General features: G+C 68.6%; 15 protein-coding genes. 4 read left to right on the forward strand and 11 right to left on the reverse strand.

Going from position 1 to position 12,037, the window contains the following annotated elements; all coding sequences use genetic code 11:
• Positions 1-37: 37 nt before the first annotated feature.
• From G432_RS05365 to G432_RS05375, 3 genes are all read right to left on the reverse strand, one after another.
• On the reverse strand, positions 38-778 hold the full coding sequence (locus G432_RS05365; protein WP_015457806.1) for a class I SAM-dependent methyltransferase: 741 nt from the start codon (positions 776-778) through the stop codon (positions 38-40).
• Positions 768-1,241, reverse strand: a complete 474-nt coding sequence (locus G432_RS05370; protein WP_015457807.1) for an Rrf2 family transcriptional regulator — start codon at positions 1,239-1,241, stop codon at positions 768-770. Before G432_RS05370 ends, G432_RS05365 begins: the two co-directional genes overlap by 11 nt.
• A gap of 70 nt (positions 1,242-1,311) precedes the next feature.
• Positions 1,312-2,085, reverse strand: coding sequence for a hypothetical protein (locus G432_RS05375; RefSeq protein ID WP_015457808.1), 774 nt, complete (start codon positions 2,083-2,085; stop codon positions 1,312-1,314).
• A 52-nt stretch (positions 2,086-2,137) separates the two neighbouring features.
• Here G432_RS05375 and G432_RS05380 point away from each other — a divergent pair, with 52 nt between their 5' ends.
• On the forward strand, positions 2,138-3,730 hold the full coding sequence (locus tag G432_RS05380) for a cisplatin damage response ATP-dependent DNA ligase (protein ID WP_015457809.1): 1,593 nt from the start codon (positions 2,138-2,140) through the stop codon (positions 3,728-3,730).
• Between the two features lie 65 nt (positions 3,731-3,795).
• On the opposite strand, the gene G432_RS05385 is transcribed toward G432_RS05380, so the two are convergent.
• Both G432_RS05385 and G432_RS05390 read right to left on the reverse strand, forming a co-directional pair.
• Positions 3,796-4,086 (reverse strand): hypothetical protein, encoded by a 291-nt coding sequence (locus tag G432_RS05385; RefSeq protein WP_015457810.1) that lies wholly within the window; start codon positions 4,084-4,086, stop codon positions 3,796-3,798.
• Between the two features lie 248 nt (positions 4,087-4,334).
• On the reverse strand, positions 4,335-4,739 hold the full coding sequence (locus G432_RS05390; RefSeq protein WP_015457811.1) for a nuclear transport factor 2 family protein: 405 nt from the start codon (positions 4,737-4,739) through the stop codon (positions 4,335-4,337).
• 129 nt (positions 4,740-4,868) lie between these two features.
• On the opposite strand from G432_RS05390, the gene G432_RS05395 reads away from it, so the two are divergent.
• Positions 4,869-6,140 carry an MFS transporter gene (locus G432_RS05395; RefSeq protein ID WP_015457812.1) on the forward strand — a complete coding sequence of 424 codons (1,272 nt, stop codon included), beginning with the start codon at positions 4,869-4,871 and terminating at the stop codon, positions 6,138-6,140.
• A 10-nt stretch (positions 6,141-6,150) separates the two neighbouring features.
• Here G432_RS05395 and G432_RS05400 read toward each other — a convergent pair whose 3' ends face one another.
• Positions 6,151-7,008 carry a sugar phosphate isomerase/epimerase family protein gene (locus G432_RS05400; RefSeq protein ID WP_015457813.1) on the reverse strand — a complete coding sequence of 286 codons (858 nt, stop codon included), beginning with the start codon at positions 7,006-7,008 and terminating at the stop codon, positions 6,151-6,153.
• Positions 7,005-8,039 carry an alpha/beta fold hydrolase gene (locus G432_RS05405; RefSeq protein WP_015457814.1) on the reverse strand — a complete coding sequence of 345 codons (1,035 nt, stop codon included), beginning with the start codon at positions 8,037-8,039 and terminating at the stop codon, positions 7,005-7,007. The genes G432_RS05400 and G432_RS05405 overlap by 4 nt, the downstream gene beginning before the upstream one ends.
• Before the next feature lie 195 nt (positions 8,040-8,234).
• On the opposite strand from G432_RS05405, the gene G432_RS05410 reads away from it, so the two are divergent.
• Positions 8,235-9,422, forward strand: a complete 1,188-nt coding sequence (locus G432_RS05410) for a glycosyltransferase family 2 protein (RefSeq protein WP_041864809.1) — start codon at positions 8,235-8,237, stop codon at positions 9,420-9,422.
• A 73-nt stretch (positions 9,423-9,495) separates the two neighbouring features.
• Entirely contained in the window at positions 9,496-9,717 is a 222-nt protein-coding gene (locus G432_RS24315; protein WP_330218202.1) for a hexameric tyrosine-coordinated heme protein, read from the forward strand.
• 52 nt (positions 9,718-9,769) lie between these two features.
• Here the strand turns inward: G432_RS24315 and G432_RS05415 are convergent, their stop codons facing one another.
• From G432_RS05415 to G432_RS05430, 4 genes are read right to left on the reverse strand one after another with little or no spacing between them, the layout of a single operon-like run.
• On the reverse strand, positions 9,770-10,279 hold the full coding sequence (locus G432_RS05415) for an archaellin/type IV pilin N-terminal domain-containing protein (protein ID WP_015457817.1): 510 nt from the start codon (positions 10,277-10,279) through the stop codon (positions 9,770-9,772).
• 16 nt (positions 10,280-10,295) lie between these two features.
• The gene (locus G432_RS05420; protein ID WP_015457818.1) at positions 10,296-11,054 is read right to left on the reverse strand and encodes an SDR family NAD(P)-dependent oxidoreductase; all 759 of its coding nucleotides are present in this window, start codon (positions 11,052-11,054) and stop codon (positions 10,296-10,298) included.
• A 14-nt stretch (positions 11,055-11,068) separates the two neighbouring features.
• Entirely contained in the window at positions 11,069-11,683 is a 615-nt protein-coding gene (locus G432_RS05425) for a Dabb family protein (protein ID WP_015457819.1), read from the reverse strand.
• Complete coding sequence (locus G432_RS05430) at positions 11,676-12,026, reverse strand: hypothetical protein (protein WP_015457820.1); 351 nt, start codon at positions 12,024-12,026, stop codon at positions 11,676-11,678. Before G432_RS05430 ends, G432_RS05425 begins: the two co-directional genes overlap by 8 nt.
• Positions 12,027-12,037: the final 11 nt, after the last annotated feature.

Here is a 12,037-nt window from a genome sequence, read left to right on the forward strand (position 1 = left end):
CCTGTTCGCATATCCATGCGCGGATTTCGGCATGGATCTAGAATTCGGCATGGCCGATCCAGCCGCGCCAGGTGAAGGCGGCATAGAACAGGGCCGCATCGGCGAAGCCCGCCTCCTTCAGGATCGCCTCGTCCCTTTCCGGGTCCAGCAGGCTCAGATTGGCGGCCACGGCTGCCTTCGCCTGGCCGGCCTGCTGGGGATCGGCGCCGGAGGCCACGGCATAGGCCGCATATCTCTCCAGCCACGTCGATCGCGTGGCATCTTGCGGGAAGCTGCCATGTGCCGCGACGAAGGGGGCGCCCGGCTTCAGCCGGCGATGGATTTCGGCCACCGTCCGCAACCGTTCCGGCGCGTCGAGAAAATGCAGCGTCAGCAGGCAGGTGGCGGCATCGAACGGGCCGGCCGGGGCATCGTCGATATAGCCTTCCACCCATTGGACGCGATCGGCGAGCGGCCCCAGCGTCTGCACGGCGAGATCCAGCATCGGCCCCGCCGGGTCCACGCCCACGAAGGTCCATCCCGGCTGCGCTTCCGCCAGCACCTTCAGCTCCAGCCCACCGCCCGCGCCCAGCACCAGCACGCGCGCATCGGCAGGCGCGCTCTCGGCAAGCAGCAGCGCCGTCATGCGATGCAGCGCATCGATGCCGGGAACGAACCGACGTGGCCCCTCGGCATAATGCGCGATCGCCTGCGGATCGCGGAAGGCATCCAGGAAATGGCGGGCGCCGGCATTGCCGTGGGCGTGGGCGTGGGCGTGGGCGTGGGCGTTATCGGCCATGGCCGCTCTCCTTGTCGCAAGGGGTGGAATGGATCGGGGCGTCCGGCCGCCGCGCATGGAAATCGGCGCTGAGCATGCCCAGCGTGATTTCGCCGAACCGCGCGAGCAGCAGCGCCTCGGCCTGATCGAAGGCGCTGCCCAGTGCGGAGTTGACCGCCTGCTCGACCAGGCATCCCGGCGCCTCGGTGCGGTTGCCGATCGCCAGCAGCGACGGATGGCCCAGGGCGTCATATATGTCGCGCAGGGTTATGCCGTCCCAGCCGGGGGTAAGGCGCCACCCGCCGCCATGGCCCTTTTCCGATCGCACATAATCCCGGTCGCGCAGGCCCGCCATGATCCGCCGGATGACGACGGGGTTGGTCTGCATCGCTGTCGCCAGCGTCTCGGATGTGGCCGGGCCGTCCTGTTCCGCCATGTGCAGCAGCACGTGGAGGATGCCCGAAAGGCGGCTGTCGCGTTTCATGTATCATCTATTGTTACATGAAACGCGACCAGGCAAGCCCCGATCGCCGGAAATCCCCTTCGTCAGGCCATCATTGTTCGGCCAGCGCCGCGATCCGATCCGCCAGCGGCCCCGCCCTGCCCTCAGAAAAATCGCGGCGCGATCCGCGGGCGCGGGCGTCGGGATCGAAATTTTCGGGCTGGTGGGTGAAGCAGGCGCCCGGCGGCGGGGTCGGCACGTCGCGCTGCACATCGGGGTCGAAGGTGCGGCCGATCGATATGAACACCGCCCGGCGCAGCAGCAATGCGGCCTCCGCCTCGCCGGGGTCCAGCTCCGTCACCCATTGCCGCAGCGCGCGCAGGTTGCGGCCGGCATAAGGATGCGGCGGCAGGATCGTCTCGCGATCCAGCGTCCAGGCGTGCACCGGCGCGCCGTCCCGATCGATCAGCGCCTCGCGCCTTCCGTCCACCGCGTCGGTCACGGCCATGCGGAACAGCACCGGCCGCTCCGTGCAGGCGCGTGACGCCGCCAGCCCCGCCAGGTCGTAAAGGTGCGTGCAATGCGCATAGGGGCTGTCGAACGCCGCCGCGTCCGCCAGCCGGCGGCCTCGCAGGCGCTCCACCAGCAGCGGCCCCGCCCCCGCGCAGGTCGTCCAGGGATGGCGGATGGTGGTGGCCGAAACCACGGTTATGATGCCGCCCGCATGGGCGATCTCGATCTCGAAATGATGGAAATCATCCTCCAGCGCGGCGCGCACCCGGCCCGGCGCGGGATCGACCAGCACCGCGCGGCGCAGCGCCGCCTCGCCGGGGCGCAGCGGCGCCGTTCGTTCCCGCCAGACCCATTCCGCATCCTCACCCGCCAACCGTCGCTCTCCCGCTTGCATCCGCCGGCCGCCCTCGCGCGTTGCGCCGCCGATGCGTGAATTCTCCCAGCTGCTCGACGGGCTTGTCTACACACGGTCGCGCAATGGCAAGCTCCGGCTGATCGCCGATTATCTGCGCCGCACGCCCGATCCCGATCGCGGCTGGGCGCTGGCGGCGCTCACCGGCGGGCTCGACCTGCCGGCGGTGAAGCCCGCCGCGATCCGCGCCATCGTCGAGGAACGGGTCGATCCCGTGCTGCTCGGCCTCAGCTACGACTATGTCGGCGATTTCGCCGAAACCGTGGCGCTGATCTGGCCCAAGCCGGCGGACCAGCCCGAGGAGGTGGACGATGGCAGCCTATCGCTTGCCGCCGCGGTCGATCGCCTCTCCACGCTCGGCCGGTCGGAGGCGCCGCGCGAGCTGGCCGCGATGCTCGACAGGCTCGACGCCAGCGGCCGCTTCGCGCTGATAAAGCTGGCGACGGGGGGCCTGCGCGTCGGCATCTCCGCCCGCCTCGCCAAGACGGCCTTCGCCCAGGCGTTCGGACTTGACGTCGATCATGTCGAGGAGGTGTGGCACGGCCTCGCCCCGCCTTATGGCGCCCTGTTCGCCTGGGGCGCGGGCGGCGCCCGCCCGGAGCCCGGCGACATGCCCGTCTTCCGCCCGTTCATGCTGGCCCATCCGCTGGAGGATATGCGCGTCGACCTCGCCGAATATGCCGCCGAATGGAAATGGGACGGCATCCGCGTCCAGATCGTCCATGCCGGCGGCGAGACCCGGCTTTACAGCCGCGCGGGCGACGATATCAGCCGCAGCTTCCCCGATGTCGCCGCCGCCTTCGCCACGCCCGGCGTGGTCGACGGCGAATTGCTGGTGAAGGGCGTGGCCCAGCGCGGCGAGGCGGCGAGCTTCAACGCGCTCCAGCAGCGGCTGGGGCGCAAGGCGGTGTCGGCGCGGATGCTGGCCGATTATCCCGCCTTCGTCCGCCTCTACGACATCCTGTTCGATGGCGCGGCGGACATGCGCGCGCTGCCCTGGTCCGAACGGCGCATCCGGCTGGAAGGCTTCGCCGCCGCCCTCGATCCCGCCCGCTTCGACCTATCCGAAATCATCCCCGCCGCCGACTTCGCGGCGCTGGAGGACATACGCGCCGGTGCGCGCGACGCCGCGATCGAAGGGGTGATGCTGAAGCGGCGGGACAGCCCCTATGTCGCCGGGCGGCGCACGGGCTTATGGTATAAATGGAAACGCGATCCGCTGACCGCCGATTGCGTGATGATGTATGCCCAGCGCGGCCACGGCAAACGCTCCAGCTTCTATTCGGACTATACGTTCGGCTGCTGGACCGGCGATCCCGCGACGGGCGGCGAGCTGCTGCCGGTGGGCAAGGCCTATTCGGGCTTCACGGACGAGGAACTGGCTTGGCTCGACCGCTTCGTCCGCAACCACAGCGTCGCGCGCTTCGGCCCGGTGCGGGAGGTGGAAAAGACGCTGGTGCTGGAGGTCGCGTTCGATTCGATCCACGAATCCAGACGGCACAAGTCAGGGCTGGCCATGCGCTTCCCGCGCATCGCCCGCATCCGGCACGACAAGCCGGCGGCCGAGGCGGACAGGATCGAAACCCTCCGCCGGATGATCGTCTAGATGGAAGGACAGCGGGCCGCCCCGGCGATCACGCGCGGGGCGGCCTGTTCGTCAGGGCGATCGGATCAGCCCTTGATCTCGTCCCAGGACAGCGTGGTCTTGGCGGCGTGGCCGTCGACGCTGATGCTGGCGAGCGGCACGCGATAGATCTTGGTGTTGTAGATGAAGGTCACATAGCCGTCGGACTGGCGGACCTGCTCCACCCGGCCCAGCTTCTTGCCGGCATTGTCATAGAGGGCGTAGCCCTTCTTCACCGCGGCGGCCTCGGCGGCGGCATTGTCGGCCGGCTGGGCAATGGCGGCGGCCGGAGCCATCAGGGCCAAAGCGAGCGCGCCGCGCAGCACAAACTTGTTCATTGCATGCCTTTCCAATCAAAACCCGTTCATACACGCACGAAATGCGTTGCGCAGAGCAATCTATGCTGCGCTTGCGAAGCGCAATGCCGCATCCGGCCGAGTCGCTCAACCCCAATTTTCGATTCCGAATCGGAAACTCTCGCAATTTTGGTTCGCGAGGCTGAAGCTCATCTTTCAGCCGCAGGCGCGCCGTCGCCGGGGCAGCGCGCAATAAAGCCGTATTTACAATGAGCTAAATCGTAAGATCTTCAGGGACGGGCGCCGCCGCAGATTACGTCGGTGATATGCTCGGTATCGCAATATTCCTTGAATTCGACGATCCGTCCGTCGCGCAGGCGGGCCAGAAAATGATATTTATTGTTGTAATCCTTGCCCGAAACATGGCGCGCGAAGGATTCCGCCTCGATCGCGACTCGATCGTCCTGCGCGGTGATCGCGTGGATCACGAAGCGCACGCCTTCGGGGAAAGCCTCGTAGATCCGCCCCGCGGCCATCGCGATCTGGCCCTTGTCGAACGTGCCGGAAATCAGCGTGCCGCCCATGGTCACGCAGTGCCCGTCCTCGGCATAGCTGTCGATGATCGTCGCCACGTCGCCCGCATTCATCGCGTCGAAGAAGCGGCGCATCACCGCGATATTCGCATCCACGCCCATCTGCCCTCTCCCCGGTCGATTATTGCGCCCCCGGATCACTTATGCAGGTGACGCGCCCCTGATCTCCTGTAGGATGCGCAGAAAAAATCAAGATCAGGTCCGCAAAGAAGCGGGGGAGGAAGATCGGACATGCAGGAAGCGACGATCGCGCGACCATCGGGCGGGCTGCCCTATCGCGGCTGGCTGGTGGTGATCGCAGGCTTCGTCTGCGCGATGCTCACCGTCGGCGCGACGGTCTATTCCTTCACCTTCTTCGTGCCTGTGCTGGTCGAGGAATTCGGCCTCGGCTACGCCCAGGCCAATATCGGCATCATGGCCCTGCTCCTGGGCATGATGGTCTGGTCGCCGCTCGTCGGCCGGTTGATCGACAGGCTGCCGATCCGGCTGATGGTGGCGGCCGGCGCCGTCCTGTTCGCGGCGGGCTTCCTGATGATCGCCACCGCCACCTCGCTCAAGGTGATGCTGATCGCCACGGTCGGCCCGATCTCGTTCGGCATGATCGCGGCCGGCGCGCTGGCCGCCAATGCCATCACCGCGCGCTGGTTCCGCCGGCGGCGCGGGCTGGCGATCGGCATCATCGCCGTCGCCACATCCTGCGGCAATGCCGTGATGTCGCCGATCGCGGCCAACGCCATCGAACATTTCGGCTGGCGCGCGGCGGTGGCCGGCATCGGCGTGGGCGTCAGCCTGATCGTGGGCGTGCTGGCGCTGCTGCTGATGCGCGACCGGCCGAGCGAGGCGCAGCTGATCGAAGGCGGGGAGATCACGCCCGCCATGCTGGACGGCAGCGCGGCCGCCCCGGCGGCGGAGCCCGTCTGGTCCACGCGCGCCCTGCTGCGCGAACGCAATTTCTGGCTGATCATGTTCGGCTGCGGCCTGATCCTCGCCAGCGATCAGACGCTGATCCAGACGAACGCGCCCTATTTCAGGACCAAGGGCATCTCGCTGATCGACGCCTCATGGCTGGTATCGGTGGGCGGCGTATCGGCGGTGGTGGGCAAGCTCGTCGCCGGCTGGCTGGCCGATCATGTCGATGTCCGCCGCGTCTTCGCGGTGGTGGCGCTGTTCCACGTCATCCTGCTTTCGCTCTACATGATCTGGCCCGGATATTGGGTGATGCTGGGCGCCTTCGCACTGATCGGCCTCGCGGTCGGCGGGGTCTATCCGGTATGGACGGTGCTTACCGCCAACAGCTTCGGATCGCGCAGCTTCGGCAGCGCGCTGGGCGCGATGGCGGTGGGGATGCAGCCGCTCTCGATCGCCGCGCTCTACGCGGTCGGCCGCATCCGGGACCAGACGGGCAATTACAACCTCGCCTTCGCGGGCCTGCTCGTGATGGTGGTGCTGGCCTTCATCCTCGTATCGCTCACCAGGCCCGGCGCGCGCGTGCCGAAAGCCTAGCGGCCGGCCCTCAGCCCGCCGCCCGATCCACCGTGCGCAGCCGTTCGATCAGCGCCTGCTCGCCGGCCAGCCCCTCGCCCAGGGCTTCATGCTCGATCTCGAACAGGCCGTCATAGCCCGTGACCCGGATCGCCCGGATCAGCGCCGGCCAGTCGATCCGGCCCGCGCCGATGTCGATCCGCCCGGCCGATCCGTCCGCCGGCACATCGGCCACCTGCACGGCGCCGATCAGCCCCTCGGCGGCCGCCAGCGCGGATAGCGGATCGATGCCGTCCAGCGCGATATGCCCCACGTCGAACATCAGCCGCACCGCCGGATGGCCAGCCGCGCGCACCACCGCCACCGCATCGTCGAACCGGTCGACCAGCATCGAGGGCAGCCAGCGCGCGGACGTCATCTCCACGCAGAGCCGCACGCCCGCTGCGCCCGCCCGGTCGCCCGCGCGCCGCAGGTTCTCCGCCATTGCCGCGAGCTGGGCGGCGCGCGGCCGGGCGGGATCGAGCCCCGCCACGCAGATCAGCGTGTGCCCGCCGATGCGCCGCGCCGTCGCCAAGGATCGATCGAGCTCGGCCAGCAACGCCGCGCGGCCGTCCTCGTCCGGCGCGCTCCAGCGCGGCTGATCCCAACCCAGCGGATCGTGGACGAAGCTGGCGAGCCGCAGGCCCCGCCGCGCGGCGTGCGCGGCCACCCGCTCCTGCTCGTCAGCGGGCCTGAGCGCGGCATAATTGTCCTGCACGCCCGCCAGCCCGAGATCGGCGATGAAATCGATCTGGTCGAACGGATCGGCCGATCGCGCGCTGTGGCGGAACAGCGGCGCGTCCGGCCCGCGCAGGCCCAGATGCGCCGTCCAGGGAACCGCCCAGCTCACCGGCTTTTCAGGAAATCGATCAGCACGCGGTTGAACGCCGCCGGCTGTTCCTGCTGGATGAAATGGCCCGCGCCTTCGATCTCCACCACGTCCACCAGCCCCGGCACCCGCCGTGCCATCCGCTCGCGCCATTCGGGGAAGAAGCCGAAGGACGGGTCCCTGGCGCCATGGACGAACAGGGTCGGCACCGTCACGTCATGGTCCGCCCAGGCGCGGCCGATCTCCCAATTGGCGTCCGCCGTGCGGTAGGAATTCAGCCCGCCGATCACCCGCTTCATGATGTCGGGATGGTCATATCCCTCCACGAAGCGGGCGAACTCCGCCTCCGAAAGCCATGGCCAGGGGAGGTCCGGCGCGGGGGGCAACGCATCCAGATAGCCGCTGCCTTCGCTCGGCACGTCCAGCCAGTTCCACAGATTGCCATTGGCCGAAAGCGCGAAGAAATCCCGCTTCAGGAACTCCGCCAGATTGCCGCCCAGCTCGCGCTCTGCCGGTCCTACCTCCTGGAAATAATGAAAGTGGAGGAAATGCTGCGCCGCCATCGCCGCGAAGCGCCGGGACGGCGGATGATCGGCCGATGCCATCACCGGCTGCGGCGGCGTGCCGGGCGGCAGCGTCTCGGCCGATCCCAGCATCGCGCGGCCGGCAAGGTCATAATCGTAGGGGATCGTCGCCACCAGCGCGCGCACCCGATCGGGCGCGCGCACCGCCAGGTTCCAGGCATATTGGGCGCCGAAATCCTGGCCGACGATGAAGGCCGTCTCCGCGCGATAATGATCGAGGATCGCCAGCAGATAACGCTGCATATGATCGGAATCGTAGAGCGCGGGGTCCGCCGGCCGGTCGCTCCCGCCATAGCCGAGGGAATCGATCGCCACCGCCTTGAAGCCGGCATCGGCCAGCGGCGCCATCTGGTGCCGCCACGACCATGCCAGCCCCGGAAAGCCGTGGATCATCAGCACCAGCGGCCCCTCGCCCGCCGTCACCGCATTGATCGCGACGCCGCCGACGTCGATCCGTTCTTCCGCCATCATCCTCTCCCTCAGGCCGCATCCTTCCGGCGGCCGGCCGGCCCGGCAAGTGCGGGCTGCGGAATATGGGACATGAATTTCCAGCGGACGTCATCGCGCCCCGGAAGCCGGCCGATCCGCCCCTTTTCGCCACGCGCCGCTTTATCCCGCGTGCCGGCTTTATCCCGCGTCCCGCCTGTGCGATGCGTTGCGACGATGACGATATCCGCGCTGCCCGCTGCCATCGGCTGGATCCTTCTCGCCCCCGTGGCGCTGGTCGGCCTCGTCTTCGCCGTCGAAACCGGGCTCGGGCTTGTCGCCGGCCTGCGCGGCCGCATGGCCGCGCCGATCCCGCCGGGCGATATCGCGCTGCTGATCCCGGCGCATGACGAAGCGGCCGGCATCGGCGCGGTCGTGGCGGCGCTCAAGGCAGTGCTGCCGCCGGAAACGCGCATGCTCGTCGTCGCCGACAATTGCAGCGATGCCACCGCCGATATCGCGCGGCGGGCCGGCGCCGAGGTGATCGAACGGCACGATCCCGTCCGGCGCGGCAAGGGCTTCGCACTCGCCTTCGGCCGCGATCATCTGCGGGCCAGCCCGCCGCGCGCGGTGATCGTGATCGATGCCGATTGCACGGCGGAGCCGGGCGCGCTCGAACGGATCGCCGCGCTGGCGGCCGGAACCGGCCGGCCGGTGCAAAGCGCCTATCTGTTCGCGCCGGCCGGCGATGCGCCGCCGATGGTGCAGATTTCCAACTTCGCGATCCTGGTGAAGAATCTCGTTCGCCAGAATGGCGGCCGGGCGATCGGCGCGCCGGCCCTGCTCACCGGTTCGGGCATGGCCTTCCCCTGGGGCCTGTTCGATCGCGCGGCGCTCGCCACCGACAATATCGTCGAGGATCTGGCGCTTGGCATCGATCTTACCCGCGACGGCCATGCCCCGCTGTTCGATCCCGGCGCCCGCACCTGGACGCAGCCGAGCACCGAGGGCGGCACGCTCACCCAGCGGACGCGGTGGGAAAACGGCTTCATGGCCACCGCCCGCCGCCAGGCGATCCCCCTGATCGGCGAAGGGCTGGCCCGCGCGCGACCGGCGCTCCTGTGGACGGGCCTCCACCTCCTCACCCCGCCGCTGGCGCTGCTGATGGGCCTCAACCTCGCCGTCGCGGCGCTGCTTGGCCTGCTGGCGCTGATCGGCATGCCGCCCCGGCCCTTCATCGCGGCCGTGGCCCTGTTCGGGCTCAACGCGATCCTCGTCCTCATCGCCTGGGCGCGCCATGGCCGGGCGTTCATGCGGATCGGCACGATCGCGCGGCTGCCGCTCTATCTCCTGTGGAAACTGCCCATCTATCTCCGCCTGGTGCGCGGCGGCGAAACCCGCTGGATACGCACCGAGCGGAAATAAGCGGCATCGCCGCGACGATCCGTCTTCCGCGCCGGCCCGCGCCGGGCCTTCGGAAGGAGCACCACCATGGCGGATTCATGGCTTCCCACCCTCGTCACCCCAACGGCCGAGGCCGGGTTCGAACGCGCGGCCAAGCTGTCCCCGCGTCGGCGCGAAAGTCACCCAGCCATCGAATGAGGTCCGTCAGCAGCTCCGCCCGGCCAATGACCACGATACCGCGCAGCTCATCGCCGGCTCCCAGGTAATCGCGATCAATTTCCAGACGGTGGCAGCCGCCAACCATTATTGGCGATAGGGGTCGGTAAGGATCCGGGAAATCCGGTCCGCCGGACTTCCCGGACGAGTCCTTACGCCTCGGCGGGCGTGGCGGCCTTCTTCTTCGAAAGCGCACCGGCGATCAGCGCCAGTCCGCCGAAATAGACGATGCCGGCGGCGATGCCGTAGAAAATCTGCAGGAAATCGGCATTGGCCTGCACATGGGGGACCGTGCCCACCGTCAGGAAGATCATCGTCGCCATGTTCACGGCGATCGGCGCCCAGCCCATGATGATCGCATAGACCAACAGCAGGACGACGGCCAGGAACAGCGCCATGCCCGGCCCCGCGCCCATCAACGGCGGCAGCAGCGCCATCATCGCGGCGGTGCCCGCGCCGACGAAGGCGCCGATGATCGATTTCGCCAGCCGGTCCACCCGCGCCTGCTCGACCATCGACCAATAGAGGAGGAAGAGGAAGCCCGCCCACGCCTCGCTCAGGTGCAGCGCCGCGACCGCGGCGATATAGCCGGCGAGCACCACGATCACCGCCAGCAGGATCAGAAGGCCCTTAACGGGGCTCATTGCCGCCTTGTCGTCCATAATCCTGCTCCCTGCCTCAGCGCATCGTCGCGCCGCCATCCACGCTCAGCGTCTGGCCGTTGATCCAGGCCCCGTCGTCCGAAAACAGGTGGGCCACCATCGCGGCGATGTCCGCCGGTTCGCCCAGCCGCGTGCTGCGCGTCGCCGCCACGGCATGACGGCGGAATTCCTCGGGCAGGTGATCGCGGGTCTTTTCCGTATAGACGAAGCCCGGCAGGATCGCGTTCGACCGCACGCCTTCCTTGCCCCAGCGCGAGGCGATGTGGCGGGTGAGCGCGTTCACCGCCGCCTTGGCCATGCCATAGGCCACGCGCTCCGGCTCGCCCACGATCGAGGCGGCGGAGCTGGTGAAGGCGATCGCGCCCCTGCTCTGGATCAAATGCGGCAGGGCATGGCGCGCGATCAGGAAATAGCCGCGCATGTCGACCTGGATGGAGCGATCGAACACGTCGAGCGCGCAGGACAATATGTCCCCGTCCAGCATGATCGATTGCATGTCCGCCGCATTGGCCAGCACGCAATCGAGCTTGCCCAGCCGATCGACGGTTGCGGCCACCAACCCGGCGATGGAGGCTTCCTCCGCCTGATCGTAGCCGATTGCCACGGCATCGCCGCCAGCCGCGCGGATGCGCGCCGCGCAGGCTTCCGCGCCCTCGAGGAACAGATCGCCCACCACCACGCGCGCGCCTTCTGCGGCCAGCCGTTCGGCCGATGCCGCGCCGATGCCGCCCCCGCCGCCCGCGATCAGGATCGCCTTGCCGTCCAGTCCCCGCATGTCGGGCCTCTCCCTCAGGCGGTCAGCACAGCGCGCCCGAAGGCGCAGAAGCTGTGGCAGAGCCGCGTGTCGATCATCCAGTCGGGGCATTCGGGATCGAACCAGCGGTCGATCCGCGCCCAATGGTAGGGATGGAGCATGTAAGGGCCGTTCAGCCCCTCGAGCGAGGCATATTCCTGCTCCCACACATGCGTCCAGCGCCGCTCGCCCCGCGCCTCGATCACCCGGCTCAGCCGCCAGTTGCGGATGGCGGGGATATAATGCGGCATGCGCACCATCTCGGCCTCGAACTTGTCGAGCACCGGGCGGCTGACCGGCCGGTCCGCGCTCAGCAGCAATGCGCGATAGACGCCGGTCGCCAGCCCCGGATCGGCCGCGCCGTGGCGGCCGTGGCGGTAGAAGGCGCTGTCGGCGCGCGTCACGCCCCCGCCCCCCAGCACCGCATCGATCGCGGGCAGCACGTCGCGATAGCTGTCCTCGTCGGCGAAGTCGAAATGGGCGATCAGGTCGCCGCCGTTGAACGTGCCCGGCAGCGTCCGCGCCACGCGGGCCTCCAGCGCGCCCAGCGCCGCCGAAACATCGCCTTCGGCGCCCTCGGCCAGATGGACCAGGCTGACGAGGCTAAACATTGCAGATCTCCGCGATATCGCTTTCGGCCGTGGCGAAATGGCGGCTGCGGCGGACGATCATCTCATCCACCTCCGCCCACCAGTCCGCCACGCCGGGATCGTTGCGCGACTGGAAGCTCATGCCCCACCAGGCCGGCGCGCCCTGGATCGTCCAGCTTATGGTGATGGTGTTGCTGTCGTCGTCCAGCCACATCGGCGGCGATACCAGGACGCGATCCAGCGCCATGCCCCGCGCGCGGGCGCCGGGGGCATAGCGTTCGTGATAAGCCTCCAGCAGCGCGCGGCCTTTGCCCGGCAGGGCGACGATCTCGTCGATCACATAGATGGTCGTGGCGGTGCTCACGGCCCCTCCCC

The organism is Sphingomonas sp. MM-1 (assembly GCF_000347675.2).
GTDB classification, from domain to species: domain Bacteria; phylum Pseudomonadota; class Alphaproteobacteria; order Sphingomonadales; family Sphingomonadaceae; genus Sphingomonas_E; species Sphingomonas_E fennica.